The sequence below is a fragment of the Bradyrhizobium sp. USDA 4502 genome, from assembly GCF_054063355.1.
In genome coordinates, this window is sequence record NZ_JBSSGF010000001.1 from 2,296,388 (window position 1) to 2,319,209 (window position 22,822).

Here is a 22,822-nt window from a genome sequence, read left to right on the forward strand (position 1 = left end):
GAGCAAAACGAGAGGCTTGTCACGCTGCCCGGTTCGACTACGATTGCCTGAGAAAAACAACGGAAATAAGGGGAAACCCCATGGATTCGAAGACGCCTTCGCTGACCTACCGCGTCTCGGCGTACAACACCTCGAAACTGTCGGAGAACAAGATCCACGACGACACGGTGGCCCGCAAGTTCGGCTTTTCCGGCGGGCTGGTGCCCGGCGTCGACGTGATGGCCTACATGATGCACCTGCCGGTCGAGAAATGGGGCCGCGATTTCCTCGCGCGCGGCCTGATCGAGGCGCGCTTCGTCAAGCCGGTCTATGACGGCGAGATCGCGGAATTGACCGGCCAGGAGACCGGCAATGGGCTGACGATCGAACTCCACAGCCGCGGCGAGCTCTGCGCGACCGGCACCGCATCGCTGCCGCCGTCGGCGCCGAAATTCGTGCTCGACGACTACAAGCAGATCGCAGCTGTCGCCGAGCGCAAGCCGGTCAGTGCGTCGTCCTATGAGGAGGGCAAGTGGCTCGGCACCATCCCGCGCGACTGGTCGGGCGATGCCGCGAAGGAATATCTCGCCGATATCAGGGAGACCGACCCGATTTACTTGCGCGAGGGTCTCGGCCATCCCGGCCTGCTGCCGCGGGTGATGAACAAGGTGCTGGTCGACAATGCGATCCTCGGGCCCTGGATCCATGTCGGCACCCGCATGCAGCTGTTGTCAGCGGGCAAGATCGGCGACGAATTGACCGCGCGCGCCAAGGTGACCGGCAATTACGACAAGAAGGGCCACCGCTTCGTCGAGCTCGATGCGCTGGTGCTCGGCAACGGCGCGCCGCTCGCGCATTGCTGGCACATCGCGATCACCCAGCCGCGCGAGCAGGCCGCGGCGTAACTTTCCACCTCTCCCCGTTCTTCACGGGGAGAGGTCGGATCGCATCGCAGATGCGATCCGGGTGAGGGGCAAGGCACAATTCCAGTTACAACGACCTTGCTCGCCGGATGGAGCCCCTCACCCCAGCCCTCTCCCCGCAAGAGCGGGGCGAGGGAGCAGGAGAGCCCTTATGCCGCGCTCGCCTTGGCGTCCTGGATCGCGCGCCAGACGCGTTCGGGCGTCAGCGGCATGTTGATGTGCTTGATGCCGTACTCCGACAGCGCGTCGACCACGGCGTTGACGATGCAGACGAGGCTGCCGGCGCAGCCGGCCTCGCCGCAGCCCTTGGTGCCGAGCGGGTTGGATTTCGCCGGCGAAGGATGATCGCCGACCAGCATCGACGGCACGTCGCCGGCGCGCGGCAGCGCGTAGTCCATGAACGAGCCGGTGATCGGCTGGCCTGATGCGTCGTAGCTGACTTCCTCCATCAGCGCCTGGCCGATGCCCTGCGCGACGCCGCCGTGCAGCTGACCCGCGACGATCATCGGATTGACCACGACGCCGAAATCGTTGACCGCCGAGTAGCGCACGATCCGCGTCACGCCGGTGTCGGGATCGATCTCGACCTCGGCGACGTGGCAGCCGTTCGGGAACGTCGACGCCGTCTCCTTGGTGGCGTGATCGACGCCGAGCGTGTCCGGCGTGCCCTCGGGCATCTTGCCGGAGCGCATCCGCTCGGCGAGCTCCATGATGCCGATCGAGCGGTCGGTGCCGGCGATGGTGAAGCGGCCGGCGCCGAATTCGATGTCGGCCTCGGAGGCCTCCAGCATGTGCGCGGCCGCCTTCTTGCCCTTCTCGACGACGAGCGCCGAGGCCTCGACGATCGCTTGCCCCGTTGCGGTGATCGAGCGCGAGCCGCCGGTGCCGTTGCCGAAGCGCACCAGATCGCTGTCACCCTGTTCGAGGGTGATCTTCTCGAAGGGCACGCCGAGCTGGTCAGACAGCACCTGCGCGAACGGCGTGGCGTGGCCCTGGCCGTAATCCAGCGTGCCGGTGGTGAGCTTCACCGAGCCATCGGGCTCGAAGCTGATCTTGCCGAGCTCGCCGCTCGGCGGCGCGGTGACCTCGAGATAGGAGCCGACGGCGATACCGCGCAGCTTGCCGCTCTTCTTGCTCTCCTTCTTGCGCTTGGCGAAGTTCTCATAGTCGGAGATCTCCAGCGCCTTCTGGAACACACCGGCGAAATCGCCGCTGTCATAGGTGACGCCGGACGCCGCCGGGAACGGCAGCTGCGACGGCTTGATGAAGTTGCGCTTGCGCAGCGTGAAGCGGTTGATGCCCATCTCGTCGGCGGCCGCATCGATCAGCCGCTCCATGTAGTAATTGGCCTCGGGCCGGCCGGCGCCGCGATAGGCGCCCATCAGCGTGGTGTTGGTCAGGACCGTCTTGATGTCGACGCCGAGCAGCGGCGTGCGATAGACGCTGGCGAGGTTCTTGCCGGTGTTGAGCGACAGCGGGCCCGGCGCGACGCCGGTGATGTAGGCGCCGAGATTGCCGTAGCCGGACAGCCGCACCGCGAGGAACTTGCCGTCGGCATCGAGCGCGAGCTCGGCATGGATCAGCTGCGCGCGGCCCTGGCTGTCGGAGAGGAAGCTGGTCGAGCGCTCGTCCAGCCACTTCACCGGACGGCCCAGTTCACGCGCAGCATGCGCGATGCAGGTGTATTCGGGATAGTTGAGGTTCTTCATCCCGAACGAGCCGCCGACATTGCCGGTGAGGATGCGGACGTTGTCGGCGGGCACGTTGAGCAGGCGCGCCAGGATCGCCTTGTTGCCGGAGACGCCCTGGGTCGGCACCTGCAGCGTGAAGCGTTCGGTTTTCTTGTCGTAATGCGCGAGGGCGACGCGCGGCTCCATCGAGACCACGGCGACGCGGGTGTTGACGATGTCGAGCTTGGTGACGTGCGCCGCGCCGGCGAACGCCGCCTCGATCTTGGCGGTGTCGCCATAGTGATAGTCGAGCGCGACGTTATCAGGGATGTCGTCATAGAGCTGCGGCGCGCCGGGCGTGGCGGCTTCAGCTGCGTCGGTCACCGCGGGCAGCGGCTCGATATCGACCTCGACGGCCTCGGCGGCATCGCGCGCCTGCGCCGCGGTCTCCGCGACCACGAAGGCGACGGGATCGCCGACGAAGCGCACCTTGTCGGTCACGAGCGCGGGGCGGTTGGTCTGCTTGAGCGGGGAGCCATCGCGGTTCTTCAGCGGCAGGCCGCAGGTGAAGGGGTTGTAGCCGGCGGCCGCAAGGTCAGCGCCGGTCCAGACCCCGAGCACGCCCGGCATCGCCCCGGCCGCCGCCTTATCGATGCCCTTGATGATTCCGTGGGCATGCGAGGAGCGAACCATCCAGCAATAGGCCTGGCCGGGCAGCGAGAAATCGTCGGTGTATTTGCCCTTGCCGCGCACCAGGGTGTCGTCCTCCTTTCGTCGAACAGGCTGTCCGACACCGTATTTTTGCAGTGCGATAGCGTTTTCGAGGGAGGCAGGCGGCGTGTGATCTTGCATCGAAAATGACCTGAAATGCCCGGATTTGCTGGAGTTTGGGGGCGCTGAGGAGATAACGCACACCCCCCTTAACGACAACGCCCGATTGGGCATGGACCCAATGTGAACGGAGTTTGCGTAGGGCTTTGACGCTGCTAAAGTTTCCGTGAACGATAATTATTCGGCGGGCCTAAAGGATCCTACGGATCCCCCTGGGGTCCCGCGGAAAGACAGTTTTGATGAACGACCATGTGCGGCTTTGCGACGGCCCCCCGGCCAGCGAAGCCCCGCCAGGGTTGGTTGCGGCAGCGGCGGAAAGTGGCGTCTACGCCGCGCTGGACCTTGGCACCAACAATTGCCGGCTGTTGATCGCCTGTCCCACCGGCGACGGGTTCCGCGTGGTCGATTCATTCTCGCGGATCATCAGGCTCGGCGAGGGCATCGCCGCCACGGGCTCGATCAGCGAGGCCGCGATTGAGCGGGCGATTGCCGCACTGGCCATCTGCAGCGACAAGATTCGCTATCGCAAGGCGCGCCGGCTCCGCCTGATCGCCACCGAGGCCTGCCGCGCCGCCGGCAATGCCGAGAGCTTCCGTGCGCGGGTGGCGGCCGAGACCGGCATCAAGCTCGAGGTGATCGATCGTGAGACCGAGGCGACGCTCGCGGTGATCGGCTGCTCGCCGCTGCTCGATCCGAAGGGGCGGGGCGCCATCCTGTTCGATATCGGCGGCGGCTCGACCGAGCTGGTGCGGATCGAGCGCGACCCCAACGCGCCCGACGCGGCGCCACGCATCAAGGCATGGATGTCGATCCCGCTCGGCGTCGTCACGCTGGCCGAACATTTCGGCGGCAAGAACGTCACCAGGGATCTGTATGCGCGGATGATCGATGAGGTTGCGCGGCACGTCGCGCCGTTCGCGGCCGAGCACGGCAAGGATCTGCGCGACATGCACATGCTCGGCACCTCCGGCACCGTGACCACGCTCGCCGGCGTGTTCCTCAATCTGTCGCGCTACGACCGCCGCCGCATCGACGGCATCTGGATGAACGATTGCGACGTTACCGCGACGATCCAGAAGCTGCTCGGCATGAGCTATGAGGCGCGCGTCAACAACAACTGCATCAGCGTCGAGCGCGCCGATCTGGTGCTCGCCGGGCTGCGCGATCCTAGATGCGATCCGCAACGCGTTCCCGATGCCGCGGCTCCGCGTCGCTGATCGCGGCCTGCGCGAGGGCATGCTGGTCGAGATGATGCGCGAGGACGGCGCGCTGCGGGCGTGCTAGAGCTTCTCTTGCCTCGCCCCGCTTGCGGGGAGAGGCCGGATTGCATGTCAATGCAATCCGGGTGAGGGGGACTTTCCACGAGCGCATCTCTCACCTTCATTGCGGAACCAGCCCCTCACCCCAACCCTCTCCCCGCAAGAGCGGGGCGAGGGAGTAGAGAAGCAGTATGGCGAAAGACACCACCGGGCGGCTGCACGTCACGGTCAAGAGCGCCGGCAAGCGCAAGCTGTCGTCAAAACTCTGGCTCGAGCGCCAGCTGAACGATCCCTATGTCGCCAAGGCCAAGGCGATGGGCTACCGCTCCCGCGCAGCTTTCAAGCTGCTCGAGATCGACGACAAATACCGTCTGCTCAAGCCGGGCATGACCGTGGTCGACCTCGGCGCGGCGCCCGGCGGCTGGAGCCAGATTGCGGCCAAGCGGACCGGTGCTGTCGACGGCAAGGGCAAGGTGGTCGCAATCGATCTGCTGGAGATGGGCGAGATTCCCGGCGTCACCTTCGCGCAGCTCGACTTCCTCGACCACGACGCGCCGGAAAAACTGATCGCGATGATGGGCGGCCGCGCCGACATCGTGATGTCCGACATGGCCGCCAACACCACCGGCCATCGCAAGACCGATCAGCTGCGCATCATCGGCCTGGTCGAGACCGCCGCGCATTTCGCCGGCGAGGTGCTCAATCCCGGCGGCACGTTCCTGGCAAAGGTGTTCCAGAGCGGCGCCGACGCCGAGCTGGTGGCGCAGCTGAAGCGCGATTTCGCCACCGTCCGCCACGTCAAGCCGTCCGCCAGCCGGCAGGATTCGTCGGAGCGCTATGTGCTGGCGACGGGATTTCGCGGGCAGCAACAGCCGTCATCGCGCGGGACGTAGCGACGACGCGTTCGCCGAAGCCTCCGCGAAGGCAATCCAGATCCCTCATAGGGCCCGGCCGGAGCGCTGCCCGGTACGCGAGCGCGTCGCGAGCTGACCTGAATCCATTGGAACTCTTCCCGTTACGGCGTATTCTATCTTCCCGGCGCGGTCAGTTCGTTGCGTATTTCGGCCTGGCGCCACGGCAGGTTTGTGCAGCGAGCCGCGCCTCCGTCTTGCGGAGCTCTTCCGTGATGGAACGCAGGTCGAGTATAGGTAATCGCCTTCTGGCGGCCTTGCCGCCCGCCGACCTTGATTTGCTTGCGCCTCATCTCCGCAAGATATCGCTCGAACGCGACGCCGTGCTGGTGCGGTCGGGCGACCTCGTCGAACAGATCTATTTTCCCTGCACGGCATTGATCGCGTTCGTTATGGACATGCCGAACGGACAGGCCGTTGCGACGACAATGATCGGCAATGAGGGCGCCGCCGGCATCCTGTCGACACTCAGGTCGATACGCTCGCCGATGACCGCGGTGGTTCGCGTCGCGGGCACGACGTGGCAGATTTCGCCGGCACGATTTCACGCCGCGCTCGCGCACAGTCACGCGCTTGGCAGCGCGGTGCAGCTCCATATGCGGTCGCTGCTGGTTCAGTTCCAGCATATCGCGGCGTGCAATGCGCTCCATTCCGTGGAGGCCCGCCTGGCCCGGTGGTTGTTGCAGGTTCACGATCAGATCGGCGACGACACGCTGCCGCTGACGCAGGAGACGCTGTCGGAATTGCTGGGCGTGCGACGAACGACCGTGACCCACGTCGTGCACAAGCTTCGCGCCTCGGGCGCAATCCGCTCCAACCGGCGGAGCTCGATCGAGGTCGACAGGCCGCGGCTCGAAACCGCGGCCTGTGAATGCTACGAGATCATGCGCGGCAGGATCGACCGCATCATATCTGCGGAAGGGATGAGGTCGTCCGGTCACGGCGCGCCGCCACATGGACCTCGGCGTTCGCACGCCGGACCGTGGACCAATGGCGACAAGGTTCATGCACATACGCGCGGCGCGGGTGCTGAGCGATCACGAAGCCATTGAATAAGGATTACGCAAGCGCGGATGTCAGGACGCCTTGCGCAATTCGTGCTCGGGTTCGTGCACCCACGCGTCCCTGGCGAACCATTCGTGATTGGTCCGACAGCTCGTGCAATAGCTGCGCGAAAAGAACACGGTGCTGCACCGGAACGTCTCACGGTCGGATTTCATGCCGGTATTGATCGCACGTCCCGTCCGCGGGCATTTGATCATGATGACGCCCACCTTGGTCCTCCTCCAATGTCAGGAATTGCTGGTCCCGCGCACCGTCGGCTGGACCGTGCCTCTTCTGACGGAGACGCTTGGTCCAGCCGGCCTGGGAGCGGGGGGGGGGGGGGGGCGGCTCCTCAGGAAGGTGTTTTCAAGGCCTTGGCAAAGCTCTTCTTGATCGGCTCGGAGGTCTCGGTCGCGACTTTCTTCGCGATCTCCCAGAGCTCCTTGTTCTGCGCGGTCGTCGCTTCGAAATTTTTGCGGCCGTGATCGGCCGAAAGCTGGATGACTTCCGACAGCGACCTGGTGCCGGCGAGTTCGGATATGAAAGCGAGGGCCGAACTGGCGTTGGAATGCGAGATCTCGATCACCTTGGCTGCGTAATCCGCAGCGCCCTTGGCGTTGACCGCATATGCCTCCTTGAGCAAGACGGAGATTTCCTCCGAGGCTTCCTTGACCTTCTCGAACTGTTCCCGGGCGCGTGTCGCATTTTGTTCGGCGATGCCCTGAAAGGCCTGGGGCAGCGCGAACAGGGGCAGGCTGAAGCCGCCGGCTTTCGGATTGTCGCTCACTTCATTCGTCTGGACGTCACTCACTGGCTCTGATCCTTTCAAGCGAAACAAAATCAAGGAAAATCCGCGCCTCGCGGTGCACGGACGCTGGGGAAGCGCAGCTGGAGTGCTCCCTTCCACTTGGTTTTTTTGCTGATGCCGGGTCACCGCGTGCCCGCTTGAGCAGGACTATGCAGGATCGGAGGTGCAGCTTCCGTTCGCTTTCTGACTCTCGCGGAGATTTTTTTCCGGGACGAAACGACCGTCGTATGGTGGCACTGTGGGGCGTTCGGCCACCGATCGCGGCGGAGGCGCAGCCGATGCGGCTGGACATCCCGACCGCTTGCCTCAGGAGGGTGGGTAGTCGGGTGTCATCCCGATCTGAAGGCGCGCAGCACGACATTTCGACGCGACTGCTTGGAACCTCGGTGCGCGGCTGGAGTCGACTCCTTTGCTCCCGGCCAATGCCCCCCAAGCCCACCGGGAGAAAACCCCAACTGGGTTGGCGGCCTTGGTGCAGCGTCAGGTTTCGCGCACTGGGGCCGTTTCTTGCAGGACTGGAAAATCGGGCGACGCAAGCGCATATTTCCCAGATGGCGACCATTGTTCAATGCAATTGCGGCGCCGAGTACAGACGCACCGAAGAGAAGTTCTTGGTGCCGCATACGGGTGATGCGATCTGCACGGTCTGCGGAGCTGCGCTGGAATCGTGGTTGGAAGCGACCCACGTTCCTACATACGAACTAATCGAACGTCCGGATCGAGGACAGCCAGGCGGAATGACCGGCCACCCCTGATGGCCTGGTCGTGACCTGACGGCGACTCGCGGTGTCCGTGCCTCGGAGACGGCTCGTTCGATCGACTAGCCGAGCCGCTGATCGCGTGCGTTCTGGGTGTCCTCGGTGGCGACCTTGACGGCTTCCGTCGCGGCGCGCTTCTCGGCGCCCTTGCGGCTCGATATGTCGATCGCCTTGCGGCCGGCGATCTCGTTGCCGGCCTCAGCCGGCATCTGCCAGAAGAACCAGGCCGAGGCCGCCGAGATCAGCGAGACCACGATGAAGGCCGGCGCGAACACGTCGGCGGAGAGCTCGGTCTGGTGGTGCAGCGCCAGCGTGGTTTCAACCGAGAACGCGCCGACCGCGACGCCCGCGGACACCGCGAGCTGCTGGTTGACGCTGACGAGGGTGGTGGCCCGGCTCATCTGCGGCGCCTCGACCTCGGCATAGGCCACCGTGTTGATCGCGGTGAACTGCAGCGAGCGGAAGAAGCCGCCGACCACCAGGATGGTGAAGATCAGCATCAGCGGCGTCGAGATCGTGAACAGGGCGCAGGCGGCGAGGAAGGCCGAACTGACCACCGCGTTGACGGTCATCATGTTGCGGAAGCCGAAGGCGCGGATGATGCGCGCCGCCAGCGTCTTCATGCCCATGGCGCCGACCGCCGACGCAAAGGTGACGAGACCGGACTGGAACGGCGACAGGCCGAAGCCGACCTGCATCAACAGCGGCAGCAGGAACGGCAGCGCGCCGATGCCGAGCCGGAACATGAAGCCGCCGACGATCGACGCGCGCATGGTCGGCAGCCGCAGCAAGCCGAAATCGAGCACCGGCGAACCGGTCCGCCGTGCGTGGATGACGTAAAGCGTCATCGAGACCGTGCCGACACCGACCAGCGCGGCGACGATCGGCCACGGCAGCAGATTGAGCCCGGCCACCGACAGCCCGAAGGCGATGCCGGCGAGGCCGATCCCGGCCAGCACCAGTCCCACGAGATCGAAGCGCTCGGGATTCTCGCTCTTGATCGGATCGATGTATTTCAGCGCCAGGAAGATGCCGAGCAGCCCGATCGGGATGTTGATCAGGAAGATCCAGTGCCAGGAGAAATAGGTGGTGATGAAGCCGCCGAGCGGCGGCCCGATCACCGGGCCGATCAGCGCCGGGACCGTCACCCAGGCCATCGCGTTGACCAGCGCACTCTTGTCGACCGAGCGCAGCAGCACCAGCCGCCCGACCGGGGTCATCATCGCCCCGCCGAGGCCCTGCAGGATGCGGGCGAACACGAAATCGGTCACCGAGGACGACAGTGCGCAGCCGATCGAGCCCAGCATGAACACGCCGACGGCGCCGGCAAACACGATGCGGGCGCCGAAGCGGTCCGCGGTCCAGCCGCTCGCCGGGATGAACACCGCGAGCGACAGCAGATAGGAGGTGATGGCCAGTTTCAACGTCAGCGGGCTGGTGCCGATATCGGCGGCGATCGCCGGCAGCGAGGTCGCGATCACCGTGGAGTCCATGTTCTCCATAAACAGGGCGGTGGCCACGATGAGCGGGATCAGGCGTTGCTTGTTCATCAAAATAGGACAGCTGTGCTGAAAAGGCGGGCGAGCGGGCCATATCATCCTGCCCTCGGCCACGCTATTGCGGAACCGGCCAAACGCCCTAAATCCTGCGTGACGCTGGTATGCATCCGCCCGTGTCCAAAGGTTCGCCGTGATCTACGTCCTTGCCGCTCTCCTGCCGCCGATCGGACTGCTCCTGAACGGACAGCCGTTTTCGGCCATCTTTAATCTGGTCCTGATCGTGTTTTGCGCGATTTTTGGGCTGTTTTTCCACGTGTTGCTGCTGGTGCCGTCGGCCCATGCCGTGATCGCGGTCCACATGAAGCGCGAGGACCGGCGCCATCGCGAAATGGTCGAGGCGATCCGCCGCCATGGGCCGCCGCCGGGTTACCGGGCGCCCTGAACCGGACCCTAAAAAGGCCTGTGCATGGCTGGCAAACACTTTGATTCGTCATGCCGCCATGCTATCGACCAGCGTCAACCCCACCGATGGGCGCCGATTCGACGGTGACGCAGCGAGCGTCGCCGCAGGTAGCGTTCATCCGTAAGACCATCGCGGCTGGGCCGCAGATAAAGGAGTTGGCAATGGCCACGGGATTTCCGGCTATCCGCGAAGCCTTCACGTTCGACGATGTGCTGCTGAAGCCCGGTTTGTCCGACGTGCTTCCCTCGGAAGTCGATATTCGCTCGCGCGTCACCCGCGCAATCTCGCTCAACATCCCGATCATGGCGTCCGCGATGGACACCGTCACCGAGGCGCGCATGGCGATCGCGATGGCGCAGGCCGGCGGTCTCGGCGTCATCCACCGCAACTTCGATCCGGAAGGGCAGGCCGCGCAGGTGCGGCAGGTCAAGAAGTTCGAGTCCGGCATGGTGGTCAATCCGCTGACCATCGGCCCCGACGCCACCCTCGCCGATGCGCTGACCCTGATGAAGGAGAACGGCATCTCGGGCATTCCGGTCGTCACCGGTGCCGCCAAGAACGTGCCGGGCAAGCTGGTCGGCATCCTGACCAACCGCGACGTGCGCTTCGCCAGCGATCCCCGGCAGAAGGTCTCGGAGCTGATGACGCACGAGAACCTCGTCACGGTGCGCGAGGGCGTCGGCCAGGACGAGGCGAAGCGGATGCTGCACAAGCATCGCATCGAGAAGCTGCTCGTCGTCGACGACCAGTATCGCTGCGTCGGCCTGATCACCGTCAAGGACATCGAGAAGGCGGTCGCCCATCCGCTCGCCTGCAAGGACGAGCACGGCCGCCTGCGCGTCGCCGCCGCCACCACGGTCGGCGAGACCGGCTATGAACGCACCGAGCGGCTGATCGATGCCGGCGTCGACGTCGTCGTGGTCGATACCGCGCACGGCCATTCGCGCCACGTGCTCAGCGCCGTCAACCGCATCAAGCGGCTCTCCAACGCGGTGCAGGTGGTGGCCGGCAACGTCGCGACCGAGGGCGGCGCGCAGGCGCTGATCGATGCCGGCGCGGACTGCATCAAGGTCGGCATCGGCCCGGGCTCGATCTGCACCACGCGCATCGTCGCCGGCGTCGGCGTGCCGCAGCTCACCGCGATCATGGATGCGGTCGCGGCCGCGAAGAAGGCCGACGTGCCCGTGATCGCCGACGGCGGCATCAAATATTCCGGCGACCTCGCCAAGGCGCTCGCCGCCGGTGCCGACATCGCCATGGTCGGTTCGCTGCTCGCCGGCACCGACGAGACGCCGGGCGAAGTCTTCCTGTGGCAGGGCCGCTCCTACAAGGCCTATCGCGGCATGGGCTCGGTCGGCGCGATGGCGCGCGGCTCGGCCGACCGCTACTTCCAGCAGGACATCAAGGACACGCTGAAGCTCGTCCCCGAAGGCATCGAGGGCCAGGTGCCCTACAAGGGCCCGGTCGGCAATGTGATGCACCAGCTCGCCGGCGGGCTCAGGGCGGCGATGGGCTATGTCGGCGCCAAGGACATCAGGGATTTCCACGACAAGGCCGAATTCGTCCGCATCACCGGCGCCGGCCTGCGCGAGAGCCACGTCCATGACGTCACCATCACGCGCGAAGCCCCGAACTATCCGGGCGGGGTGTAAGCACAAGCACCGTCATTCCGGGGCGGTCCGAAGGGCCGAACCCGGAGTCCCGGGAGTCCGGGACGCCATCATCCGCTAGGCGAGCCAGCGCTTGCGTCGCTTGTAGTGCTTCACATCGCGGTATGATTTTCGCTTCTCTCCGGCGACGCCAAGATAGAACTCCTTGACGTCCTCATTTGCGGCGAGCGCGTGCGCTTCGCCGTCCATCACCACGCGGCCGTTTTCGAGGATGTAGCCGTGGCTCGCATATCTGAGCGCCATATTGGTGTTCTGCTCGGCGAGAAGAAACGACACACCTTCCCTGGCGTTGAGATCCTTCACGATCTCGAAGATCTCTTCGACGATCTGCGGCGCGAGGCCCATCGATGGTTCGTCGAGCAGGATCATCTTCGGGCGCGACATCAGCGCGCGGCCAATCACGCACATCTGCTGTTCGCCGCCCGACGTATAGCCGGCGGTGGAATTGCGTCGCTCCTTGAGGCGGGGGAAATAAGCGTAGACACGTTCAAGGTCCTGCGCGATCGCGAGCTTTCCGTCCGTCCGCGTAAAGGCGCCGGTCAGGATGTTCTCCTCGACCGTCAGATGAGGGAAGGCGCGCCGCCCCTCCATCACCTGGATGCAGCCGCGTCGCACCACGTCGTTTGGCGACAGGGACTTCACCTCGACGCCGTTGAACAGGATCGAGCCCTTGGTGACCTCGCCGCGCTCTGCGTGCAGCAGATTGGAGACCGCCTTCAGCGTCGTCGTCTTGCCGGCGCCGTTGGCGCCGAGAAGCGCAACAATGCCGCCTCGCGGGACCTCCAGCGAGACGCCCTTCAACACGAGAATGACGTGATCGTAGACAACCTCGATATTGTTGACCGATAAAATCAGCGCTGCCGCTTCCGTCGCAGCGGTGACGACCTTGGCGATTGACATGCGCAGACCTCCAAACTGAGCAGGGGCTGGGATCCGGGAGCAGGCAATCCTGCCTCCCGGATCACTCGCACGGGTCAGGTTTCCTTTGCGCAGTCGCGCGGCTTGATCTTCTTCTCCGCGGCATACTTCGCGGACACATCGGCGACGAGTGGTTCGATCAGCGATTCGTCAGCCGTGTACCAGTCGGAGATCACTTTCCAACCCTTGCCATCCCATTGCTGGACGCGCCCGTAGCGCGCGCCTTCGTGGTCGGAGCAGGAAATGCTGACCGGCTTCAACATACCCTCAAAGCCGAGCTCCTTGATTCGTGCATCGGTGAGTATGAGGTTCTCAAGCCCCCAACGGACCTGCTCGCCCGTCAGCGGTTGCTTGCCGAATTTTTCTTGCGCCTTGCGGATCGCCTCTACGCCGAGCATGGCATTCGTGATGCCGCGGTTGTAGAGGACTTCGCCGATCTTGCCGGGTTCTGTCGAACCCTTTCCCTTGGCGTAGACGTACTTCTCTATGTCGGCGTGCACGGGGAATTTTCCTGCGCCATGCTGAAGCATCAACGATTTGTAACCGCTGGCTTGATCGCCCGCCGGCGTCACATCCGGCTCCGCGCCTGACCACCAAACACCGATCATCTTGTCGCGCGGATAGGCGACGGCGGCGGCCTCCTTGATTGCCGTGCTGTTCATGACGCCCCAGCCCCAGACCAGGACATAGTCCGGCCGATTCTGGCGGATCGCCAGCCATTGCGACTTCTGCTCGACGCCGGGATGCGTGACGGGGATCGGCGTGAACTCAAAGCCGTACTTCTGCGCCAGCACCTGCAGCATCGGAATTGGCTCTTTGCCATAGGGGCTGTCATGGTACAGCAGCGAAATCTTCCTGCCTTTCAGCTTGTCGAAGCCGCCAAGTTCCTTGGCGACGTGCTGGATCGCGATATCGGCCGCGGACCAATACGTGCCGAGCAATGGAAAATTATATGCGAACACGGCGCCGTTCTTGGAATCGGCACGGCCATACCCCATCGTAATGATCGGGATTTTGTCAGCCGCGGTCTTTTCGGTGAGTGCGAAGGTGATCCCGGTCGACAGCGGATTGATGAAGGCCGCGCCGGTTGGTCCTTTGCTCTTGAGACGCTCGTAACACTCCACTCCCTTGTCGGTCGCGTAGCCCGTCTCGCATTCCTCGATCAGAATCCTGACGCCGTTGATGCCGCCGTCACGTTCATTGATCAGGTTGTAGTAGTCTACCACGCCGTTTGCGTAGGGCGCGCCGTTCACAGCGTACGGTCCGGTCCGGTAGGACAGAATTGGGATGAACTGTTCGTTTTGCGCTGCGGCCGGTGCGCTAAGCGCCGCGCCGGCCAAGGCGGTCGCGAGTATCAGTAACCTGCGTGGAATACTTGCCATATTGATATCCTCCTTGCGGTACTTCCTTCCTCTTCGTTGTCAGCGGCCGCCATTTCCATTGCGATCAAGGCACGATCGCTCCCTCAGTAGGGAAACGGCCAAAGTCTGAGCTTCTCCTTGCCGATCGATATCAGCCGGGCGAAGCCATGGGGTTCCTTGATGAGCAGATAGCAGATCAAGGATCCGAAGATGATGAACTGGAGGTGAGTGATCGTTTGCGTCGACAGTGGCAGGCCGAGCTTGGTCGGAATCACATTCAGCATGATCGGCACGATGAGGATGAACGCTGCTCCGATGAACGAACCCATGATCGAGCCGAGCCCGCCGATGATGACCATGAACAGAAGCTCAAGCGAGCGGTCGATCGAGAACGCAAGCGGCTCCCATGAACCGAGGTAGACGAACGCCCAGAGCGCACCCGCCACCCCGATGATGAACGAAGAGACCGCGAAAGCCGTTAGTTTTGCATAGAGCGGCCTGATGCCGATCAGCTCGGCGGCGATATCCATGTCGCGGATCGCCATCCACTGCCTGCCGAGATTGCCGCGCACGAGATTTTTCGCCAACACCGCCATAACGGTCACGAAGAGCAGGCACAGCAGGTAACGCTCGACCGGCGAGCGAACGACCATGCCGAAGAAATCCAGTTCCGGCGCATTCACTGATCCCGACGGGGCGTAGTTGGTGAACCACGGGATCCGCAGGAACGCCCAATCGAAGAAGAACTGCGCGGCGAGCGTTGCGACCGCCAGGTAGAGACCCTTGATCCGGAGACTGGGAATGCCGAACAGGATTCCGGCACCCGCCGCCATGAACCCGCCAAGCAGAATGGATGCCAGCACGGGCAACGGTGGGATCGCGATCGCGAAGCCAAGCCAGGCAAGCGGGATATGAACGCCGGTCGCCAGCTTGTAGGCGGAATAGGCGCCGATGGCCATGAACGCGCCACTGCCGAGCGAAATCTGGCCGCAATAGCCGACGAGAATGTTTGTCCCGATGGCGGCGAGCGCCAGGATGAGGAAGGGCAGCAGGATGGCCCACAACAGATAGTCGGTGCCGAACGGCCAGATCCGGAAGGTGGCCAACAGCGGCACGCCAATGAAAGCAATCGCGAGCAAGACGGCGAGGGCAATACGATCCTGCCGGATCGGGAAGATCGCCATGTCCTCCGCATAGGTCACCTTGAACTGGCCAGCTTCGCGATAGAGCACAACGACCTCCTTGCCTCAGACACGTTCGATGATCCGCTCGCCGAACAGGCCCTGCGGCCGCAAGAGCAGCACCGCCAACGCCAGCACATAGGCAAACCAATATTCGATGCCGCCGCCGATGGATGGCCCGAGATATACCTCTGCGAGCTTCTCACCGGCCCCGACAATGAGCCCGCCGACGATGGCTCCGGGAATGGAGGTGAGGCCGCCGATGATCAGGACCGGCAAAGCCTTCAGCGCGAGAAACGTGATGGAGAACTGCACGCCAAGCTTGGTCCCCCACACGGTCGCCGCGACGAGCGCAACGAGGCCGGCAACGAGCCAGACCACGAACCAAATCCAGCTGATTGGAATCCCGATCGAGTGCGCGGCCAAATGGTCGTCGGCCACGGCTCTGAGCGCGCGACCGGTCTTGGTGCGCTGAAAGAAGACCGCGAGGCCGGCGACTAGGACGCCCGCGATCAATGCGCCCCAGACATCCAGCTTGTTGACCAGAATCCCGCCCGGGAACAGGCCTTCAAACAAGAACCAGGCGTCGGTCGGGAACAGCCGCAGCGGGTAGACATCCGATCCGAAGATCATCTCCGCGGCGCCCTCGATAACGAATGTCACGCCGATCGTCGACATGAACAGCGTCAAGCCATCCTGATTGACCAGAGGTCCGATCACGAACCGCTCGATGAGCCAGGCGGTTGCTGCCATGATCACGGCGGCAAAGCCGATAGCGAGGATGACCGCGACCCAAAGCGGAAGGCCGTTGGCGACCAGGAGGTCGAGGGCGCGAACCAGCGCCAATCCCGCGAGCAACACCATTGCTCCCTGCGCATAGTTGAATACGCCGGATGCCTTGAAGATCAGCACGAAGCCGAGCGCGACCAGCGAATAGAGCACGCCGGACATCAATCCGCCGATCAGGACCTCGAGAAACTGACCCAGTGCGATCATGGACGCACCTCAATGCGCGACGCCAAGATATGCGTCGATGACAGCTTGGCTTCTCTTCACTTCATCAGGCGTGCCGTCGGCGATCTTCACGCCGTGATCAAGCACCGCTACGCGATCCGACAGATCCATGACCACGGCCATGTCGTGCTCGATCAGGGCGATGGTCGTGCCGTAATGGTTGTTCACATCAATGATGAACCGCGACATGTCCTCCTTCTCCTCGAGGTTCATGCCTGCCATCGGCTCGTCCAGGAGCAGAAGGTCGGGCTCCATCGCCAGGGCGCGACCGAGTTCGACACGCTTCTGCAAGCCGTATGGCAGACGCCCGACGGGTACCTTGCGGATTGTCTCGATCTCCAGGAAGTCGATGATCTCCTCGACCTTGCGCCGATGCTCGATCTCCTCTGCGAGGGCAGGGCCATAACGCAGCAGCTGCCACAACAGCCCCCGGCGCACCTTCAAGGTGCGGCCTGCCATGATGTTGTCGAGCGCGCTCATGCCCTTGAACAGGGCGACATTCTGAAAGGTGCGCGCGATGCCGCCGCGCGCCGCCTCGAACGGCTGCATTTTGGACCGGGTGCTTCCCTTGAAGGTGATGGCGCCATGGTTGGGGTGATAGAACCCGTTGACGACGTTCAGCATTGAGGTTTTGCCGGCGCCGTTGGGGCCAATGATGGCGCGAATTTCGCCTTTTTTGACGTTGAACGAGACGTCCCGCAGCGCCTTGACGCCGCCGAAGGCCAGTGCCACGCCCTCGACCTGCAGCAGGATTTCGTTGGCGTTTGGCGCTCTCATGCCGCTCTTCCCAGCGATTCTGCCGGACCGATGATTTGCATGTCGCGAATCTCGACTCGTGCCGCGATCGTGCCCTTCCGGCCATCCTCAAACGTCACTTCCGTGGAAATGTCGGCGTCATGCGCTCCGTTGTAGAGTGCCGTGACCAGCGACGCATAGCGTTCGGCAATGAAGCGGCGGCGCACTTTCTGCGTGCGGGTCAGCTCGCCGTCGTCCGCGTCGAGCTCCTTGTGCAGAATGAGGAAGCGGCGAATCTGGGCGCCCGCAAGCACCGTTTCCCCTGCCAGGGAGCGGTTCACCGCGGCAACGTCTCTGGCGACCATGTCGTAGACCAGCGGATGCCCGGCAAGCTCCTGATAGGACCCGTAGGCGACGTTGTTGCGTTCCGCCCAATTCGCGACCGCGACCGGGTCGATGTTGAGCATGGCGCATACGAACTCTCTGGAGTCACCGAACGTGATCGCTTCCTTGATATTGGGATAGAACTTCAGCTTGTTCTCAAGGTACTTGGGAGCAAACATCGTGCCGTCAGCCAATCGACCGACGTCCTTCGCACGATCGATGATCTTCAGATGCCCGGTCTTCTCGTCGAAAAAGCCCGCATCGCCGGTCCTGACATATCCGTCGGACGTCGTCGCTTCCGCGGTCTTTGCCTGATCCTTGAAATATCCGAGGAACATGCCGGGCGAGCGAAACTGCACTTCGCCCGAGTCCGCGATGCGGATGTCGACGTTGGGCGCCGGCGGACCAACCGTATCCGGATAGATCTCGCCATCGGGCTGACACGTTACATAGAGGAACGCTTCGGTCTGGCCGTAGAGCTGTTTCAGGTTCAGTCCGATCGCGCGGTAGAACGCGAACAGATCCGGACCGATAGCTTCGCCTCCAGTGTATGCGACGCGCACCTGAGACAGGCCAAGAACGTTCTTGAGAGGTTCGTAGACCAGCCAGCGTCCGAGCGCATAGAGCAATCGGCCTGACAGCGGCACCGGACGTCCCGTCAAGACTTGCTCGCCATACCGCCGCGCGACGTCCAGAAAGTAGCTGAACAATCGCCGCTTGATCGGCGCCGCGTCCTCCATCCGGACCATCAGCCGCGTCAGCATGGCCTCGTAACCGCGTGGCGGGGCCAGGTAGAAGGTTGGTCCTATCTCATGCCGATCCTGCTCGATTGTGTTGCTGCTCTCGGGGCACGCCATGCAGAATCCGGCCACCAAGCCTTGCGCATAGCTGGCGTAATGATCGCCCGCCCAAGCCAGCGGCAGATAGGCCAGCACCACGTCCTTGTCGGTCAACTTGTCGAACCGCGTGGTGTCGGTTGCAGCATCGATGCAGCCTCGTGCCGACAGCATGACGCCCTTGGGTGCGCCGGTCGTTCCCGAGGTGTAGAGGATGATCGCGATGTCCGAACCGTTGCCGGCCCGAATGGATTCATCGATCCGTTCGCCAAGTGCTGCGTCGGCTGCAAGCGCGGCGCGGCCGTCATTGATGATATCGCCGATTGCGATCAGTCGACCGTGGTCGTAGCCGTCGATTCCGCGCGGTTCGTCGTAGATAATCCTGTTGAGTTGCGGCAGTCGGTCGGACACCGACAGGACCTTGTCGACCTGCTCCTGGTCCTGCGCCGCGACCAGCGTCACCTCGGCGTGAGCGAGAACAAAAGCAAGCTCATCAGCCACTGCATCGGAGTAGACCGGAACGGGGATTGCGCGCAGCGTCTGCGCTGCCATCATGGTCCAGTAAAGCTTGGGCCGATTGGAGCCGACGACCGCGATTGTCTCACCTGGCCGCAAGCCAAGGCGATGCAAGCCGGCAGCGTAGCTACGTATGATCTCGGCAACCTCAGCCCAGGTCCAGCTCTGCCAGATGCCGAGATCCTTATGTCGGAACGCTGGCCGCGTGCCAAATTGTGCCGTGTTTCGCAGCAGCAATTTGGGAAACGTATCATACGATCCGTCGCCGGCCATGTCGGTCTCGATCCAAAAACCGAAGCGTTGGTTCGCTCCTGTTATGGTGATGCCTGCCCCATTTTTGGGTAGCAGACATGCGAGTGCCGCATGGTCCGAGATTACAGCGAATCGAAAGTCCGACAAGTGCCAGATTGATAGGTCGCGTTTTTGCCGCGGGCGCGCCCGGCAGAGATAGGTCTACCGGCTGCCAATTCGCCGAAGGTGAATCCGGCCGCCACCAGACGGACATTGCGGCGCGAAGACGCTGATCGGCTCTCAAGAGGTAACCCCAATGCTTCGGAGAGCCTCACGTCCATCGGACGGTCCCGCGAAGCTGACCGGAGTCCTGCGCCACTCAGGTTTCGAGGGCGACCGGAAACCGGTTGCCGATCAGCTGGGCGGCCGCCCTCGTTGCGACCATGGAGGGCCGCCTGACCGCCTTGGCTCCGCCGTGCCGGATCGCGAGGTCGGATGAGGCGACTTGACTACGGCCGCTTCGTCTGCCGGTGGCGCGCCGTGACAAACTGCCGCCACCAGGGGGCCCTGCGAACCGCCGCGACGTGACGGTATCGCGTTGGCGCCAATGTGCCTGGCATGATGGCTGTCATTTCAAACAACATTTCAAACAACGCAACGCGAAGACAGCAAATCCATTTCCCTTGCGGGGAGGTGGATTGCATGACTACGTGTGCGCCACGAACCAATCATCCCAAGAGGAAATCATGTCCCAAGGAAAGCGCATCGTTCTGGCTTCGCGCCCGCACGGCGAGCCCACGTCGGCCAATTTCAGGCTCGAGGACTACACGCCGCCGGCACCGGGTGCGGGCGAGGTGCTGCTCCGCACCATCTGGCTGTCGCTCGATCCCTATATGCGCGGCCGCATGGCCGACGGTCCGTCCTATGCCGCACCGGTGCCGGTCGGAGGCGTGATGGAAGGCGGCACGGTGAGCGAGGTGATCGCCTCCAACAATCCCGGCTTTGCCAAGGGCGATATCGTACTGTCGCGCGCGGGCTGGCAGACGCATGTGCTGTCCGACGGCAAGGGCCTTGCCAAGATCGATCCGAAGATCGCGCCGATCTCGACCGCGGTCGGTGTACTCGGGATGCCCGGCATGACCGCCTATACCGGCCTGCTCGAGATCGGCAAGCCGCAGGCGGGCGAGACGGTGGTGGTCGCGGCGGCGTCCGGCGCGGTCGGCTCGGCGGTCGGCCAGATCGCCAAGATCAAGGGCGCGCGGGCGATCGGCATCGCCGGTGGCAAGGACAAGTGTGCCTACGTCAAGAACGAGCTTGGCTTCGACGAGTGCCTCGACCACCGCGATCCCAATCTCGCGGCGAAGCTGAAGGAAGCCTGCCCGAAGGGCATCGACGTCTATTTCGAGAATGTCGGCGGTGCAGTGTTTGACGCGGTGTTTCCGCTGCTCAACGCGTTCGCGCGCATCCCGGTCTGCGGTCTGATCGCGCATTACAACGACACCGAAGCGCATGCCCCGAAATGGGCCGGCGCGATGATGCGCAACATCCTGACCAAGCGGCTGAACTTCCGCGGCTTCATCGTCAGCGACTTCGCCGCCATGCATGGCGACTTCCTCCGCGACATGTCGCAGTGGGTGCGCGAGGGCAAGGTCAAGTACAAGGAGTTCGTGACCGAGGGCCTGGACAGCGCGCCGGAGGCCTTCATGGGCCTGCTCAAGGGCGCCAATTTCGGCAAGCAGCTGGTCCGGGTCGGGCCGGACAAGGCCTGAGTTACAGGCCCCGGAAGCTCCCATTCCGCGCAACAAAGTATCAAATGCGCCACAATGGCGGGGATTTGGGGGCCTTTTGGCCCCCATTTGCTTGACGGAGACCCGCAGCAGTTGATTCAATATGGCTATATTTCAGGTGTAGCCATGATTTTTGAAGCTATTGTTGTCGGGATCATTCTCCTCGCCGTCGGCTATTGGGCGACGATGTTCGTCATGGGCCGCCGCGACGACGTCCTGCATGGAAAATTCGTCGAGGAGCAGCCGGATACGACGCCGGTCCGCTTCATGCCGCACGTATCTCGCGTACGGCCCGCGCAGGCGGCACCACAGCCCGACAGGGACTCGCTTCAGGCGCTGCTCACCGTGATCAAGCAGGACCTGCACGACGCGGCGCGGAGCTGACGCGGCTCAGGCCGGCTGCTTGCCGAGCAGCATGTCCAGGTCGACATCGACCTGGCCCTTCGCCCTGACGTGGCGGACCTCGAAACTGTCGGGCTGGAAGCGGTACTCGACGAGACCGGTTTCCTTGATGCCGATCACCTCCTGCCGCGCGTCGGAGATGATGAAGCCGGCCGAGGGCGCCCAGATGTGTCTGACATGCTCGAACGTATAGTCGCGACGCTGGTGCACATGGCCGCTGCCGACCAGACGCCAATCGACCTTGCCGAGCATCTCGATCAGGCGGCGACGCGCCGGTTGCGGCACGAACCGGATCGCGGTCTCGGCGCGCTCGGCATCGTAGGGCAGGTCGAGATAGAGCGGCTTGTGCAGGAACAGCGCGACCGGCCTGCCGACCGCCTTGTCGAGCGCGCCTGCGAGCCAGTCGAACTGCTCGGCCTCGCTGTCGAGGCCGGTGTTCATGATCAGCGAATTCAGCCCGATGAAGCACCAGCCAGCAGCGTCGAAATGCCAGCGGTCCTCGCCGAGCACCGAGGTGAAGGCGCCGCGCGTCTCCTCGGTCGGCAATTGTGAAGGCGTGGGGCCGACCGCGGTCGGATTGTCGCCGATGTCGTGATTGCCCGGCAGATAGAGGCAATCGACCGGCAGCGCGTTGTGCAGCTCCTTGGCGAATGCGAGGTCGTCGCGGCTGGTCGGCCCGTCGAACGAGACGTCGCCGGAGTTGAGCACGAGATCGGGACGCGTCGCGTCGATGTGCTCGCTGACGCGATGAAAGTTGTCGATCAGCGGCTTGAAGCGGCGCGCGAGATGGGTGTCGGAGATCTGTGTCAGGCGAAATTGGGGCATGCATCGCTCCTTTCGGCCGGAGCATAGGTCGGCGCGAAGTCGGAACGATGACGATTTTGCCGTCTTGTTGGATGCCTCGTTTGAAGCCCTGTTTGATGTGTTGTTTGGTTTTGCGCCTTGGCGGTCGCTCGATCGCCAGTTGCCGCACCGACGCCGGCGAGTCCTGCCGTCACCATGCCGGGCACGCCGCTGCCCGGGCCGCGCTGTCGAGGATCGGGGTGATGACGCTGATCGCGTCAACCGTGCGGGGCTGAAACCGCCATTGGTCCTGGGAGTTGGTCACCCGGGCTCGGATCATGGTTCAACGGGTTACCGCGCACGCTTCATTGTGTTGGGGGCGAGTGGCGGCTAAGAGGGCGGCGGGCGCCCGCGGCTGAGGGAGATTTTTGATGTCGGTTCAAATGGTTCTGTTACCGGTCTTCATCCAGATCGGGATCACCTTCGCGCTGTTGTTCGCCATGGCGACGACGCGCACGAGGGCGCTGACGAGCGGTGAGACCAAGATCGCCGACATCGCGCTGCGCGAGCCGAACTGGCCGGCCCAGGCCACCAAGTTCGGCAACTGCTTCGCCAACCAGTTCGAGCTGCCGATCCTGTTCTATGTCCTGATCGCTATTGCGCTGCCGCTGCGCCGTGCCGATCTGTTCATCGTGCTGATGTCCTGGGTGTTCGTGGTGACGCGGTTTGCCCATGCCGGCGTGTTCGTCACCTCCAACGACGTGCGGCCGCGCTCGCTCGTCTGGCTCGCCGGCGCGCTGGTGCTGGCGGCCATGTGGCTGTATTTCGCGCTCAGACTGCTGCTGCTGATCTGATGCGC

18 protein-coding genes and 1 pseudogene are annotated in these 22,822 nt (G+C 63.7%); 9 read left to right on the forward strand and 10 right to left on the reverse strand.

The features are described 5' to 3' along the window. Window positions 1–80: 80 nt before the first annotated feature. The gene (locus tag ACVW1B_RS10245; protein WP_456821578.1) at window positions 81–884 is read left to right on the forward strand and encodes a hypothetical protein; all 804 of its coding nucleotides are present in this window, start codon (window positions 81–83) and stop codon (window positions 882–884) included. 167 nt (window positions 885–1,051) lie between these two features. Here ACVW1B_RS10245 and ACVW1B_RS10250 read toward each other — a convergent pair whose 3' ends face one another. Beyond that, entirely contained in the window at window positions 1,052–3,424 is a 2,373-nt protein-coding gene (locus ACVW1B_RS10250) for a xanthine dehydrogenase family protein molybdopterin-binding subunit (RefSeq protein ID WP_456821579.1), read from the reverse strand. Window positions 3,425–3,642: 218 nt separating this feature from the next. Here ACVW1B_RS10250 and ACVW1B_RS10255 point away from each other — a divergent pair. From ACVW1B_RS10255 to ACVW1B_RS10265, 3 genes and pseudogenes are all read left to right on the forward strand, one after another. Then, window positions 3,643–4,687, forward strand: a pseudogene (locus ACVW1B_RS10255) (Ppx/GppA phosphatase family protein). 166 nt (window positions 4,688–4,853) lie between these two features. Beyond that, window positions 4,854–5,555: an RlmE family RNA methyltransferase gene (locus tag ACVW1B_RS10260; protein ID WP_456821580.1), complete on the forward strand. Its 702-nt coding sequence runs from the start codon at window positions 4,854–4,856 to the stop codon at window positions 5,553–5,555. Between the two features lie 233 nt (window positions 5,556–5,788). Further along, entirely contained in the window at window positions 5,789–6,625 is an 837-nt protein-coding gene (locus ACVW1B_RS10265; protein WP_083714948.1) for a Crp/Fnr family transcriptional regulator, read from the forward strand. Between the two features lie 344 nt (window positions 6,626–6,969). On the opposite strand, the gene ACVW1B_RS10270 is transcribed toward ACVW1B_RS10265, so the two are convergent. Both ACVW1B_RS10270 and ACVW1B_RS10275 read right to left on the reverse strand, forming a co-directional pair. Beyond that, a complete protein-coding gene (locus ACVW1B_RS10270; RefSeq protein WP_456821581.1) occupies window positions 6,970–7,551 on the reverse strand; it encodes a phasin in 582 nt (193 codons plus the stop codon). A gap of 694 nt (window positions 7,552–8,245) precedes the next feature. Continuing rightward, on the reverse strand, window positions 8,246–9,733 hold the full coding sequence (locus tag ACVW1B_RS10275; protein ID WP_456821582.1) for a DHA2 family efflux MFS transporter permease subunit: 1,488 nt from the start codon (window positions 9,731–9,733) through the stop codon (window positions 8,246–8,248). Between the two features lie 139 nt (window positions 9,734–9,872). Here ACVW1B_RS10275 and ACVW1B_RS10280 point away from each other — a divergent pair, with 139 nt between their 5' ends. Together ACVW1B_RS10280 and guaB are read left to right on the forward strand one after the other, a co-directional pair. Beyond that, complete coding sequence (locus ACVW1B_RS10280; protein WP_253609095.1) at window positions 9,873–10,124, forward strand: hypothetical protein; 252 nt, start codon at window positions 9,873–9,875, stop codon at window positions 10,122–10,124. Between the two features lie 182 nt (window positions 10,125–10,306). Beyond that, window positions 10,307–11,797: an IMP dehydrogenase gene (gene guaB / locus ACVW1B_RS10285; protein ID WP_456821583.1), complete on the forward strand. Its 1,491-nt coding sequence runs from the start codon at window positions 10,307–10,309 to the stop codon at window positions 11,795–11,797. Between the two features lie 75 nt (window positions 11,798–11,872). On the opposite strand, the gene ACVW1B_RS10290 is transcribed toward guaB, so the two are convergent. From ACVW1B_RS10290 to ACVW1B_RS10315, 6 genes are all read right to left on the reverse strand, one after another. After that, window positions 11,873–12,715, reverse strand: a complete 843-nt coding sequence (locus ACVW1B_RS10290) for an ABC transporter ATP-binding protein (RefSeq protein WP_456780838.1) — start codon at window positions 12,713–12,715, stop codon at window positions 11,873–11,875. A gap of 74 nt (window positions 12,716–12,789) precedes the next feature. Further along, window positions 12,790–14,115, reverse strand: a complete 1,326-nt coding sequence (locus ACVW1B_RS10295) for an ABC transporter substrate-binding protein (protein WP_456780837.1) — start codon at window positions 14,113–14,115, stop codon at window positions 12,790–12,792. An 83-nt stretch (window positions 14,116–14,198) separates the two neighbouring features. Next, entirely contained in the window at window positions 14,199–15,326 is a 1,128-nt protein-coding gene (locus tag ACVW1B_RS10300; RefSeq protein WP_456821584.1) for a branched-chain amino acid ABC transporter permease, read from the reverse strand. Between the two features lie 15 nt (window positions 15,327–15,341). Next, complete coding sequence (locus ACVW1B_RS10305; protein WP_080667122.1) at window positions 15,342–16,271, reverse strand: branched-chain amino acid ABC transporter permease; 930 nt, start codon at window positions 16,269–16,271, stop codon at window positions 15,342–15,344. A 9-nt stretch (window positions 16,272–16,280) separates the two neighbouring features. Next, window positions 16,281–17,066 (reverse strand): ABC transporter ATP-binding protein, encoded by a 786-nt coding sequence (locus ACVW1B_RS10310; RefSeq protein ID WP_050386723.1) that lies wholly within the window; start codon window positions 17,064–17,066, stop codon window positions 16,281–16,283. Further along, window positions 17,063–19,033, reverse strand: a complete 1,971-nt coding sequence (locus tag ACVW1B_RS10315; protein ID WP_456821585.1) for an AMP-binding protein — start codon at window positions 19,031–19,033, stop codon at window positions 17,063–17,065. The genes ACVW1B_RS10310 and ACVW1B_RS10315 overlap by 4 nt, the downstream gene beginning before the upstream one ends. Before the next feature lie 704 nt (window positions 19,034–19,737). Here ACVW1B_RS10315 and ACVW1B_RS10320 point away from each other — a divergent pair. Further along, window positions 19,738–20,760 carry an NADP-dependent oxidoreductase gene (locus ACVW1B_RS10320; protein WP_456821586.1) on the forward strand — a complete coding sequence of 341 codons (1,023 nt, stop codon included), beginning with the start codon at window positions 19,738–19,740 and terminating at the stop codon, window positions 20,758–20,760. Between the two features lie 144 nt (window positions 20,761–20,904). Continuing rightward, complete coding sequence (locus ACVW1B_RS10325) at window positions 20,905–21,162, forward strand: hypothetical protein (protein WP_456823022.1); 258 nt, start codon at window positions 20,905–20,907, stop codon at window positions 21,160–21,162. Window positions 21,163–21,168: 6 nt separating this feature from the next. Here the strand turns inward: ACVW1B_RS10325 and ACVW1B_RS10330 are convergent, their stop codons facing one another. Further along, window positions 21,169–22,005, reverse strand: coding sequence for a metallophosphoesterase family protein (locus ACVW1B_RS10330; protein WP_456780833.1), 837 nt, complete (start codon window positions 22,003–22,005; stop codon window positions 21,169–21,171). Window positions 22,006–22,394: 389 nt separating this feature from the next. Here ACVW1B_RS10330 and ACVW1B_RS10335 point away from each other — a divergent pair, with 389 nt between their 5' ends. Continuing rightward, complete coding sequence (locus tag ACVW1B_RS10335) at window positions 22,395–22,817, forward strand: MAPEG family protein (RefSeq protein ID WP_456780832.1); 423 nt, start codon at window positions 22,395–22,397, stop codon at window positions 22,815–22,817. Window positions 22,818–22,822: the final 5 nt, after the last annotated feature.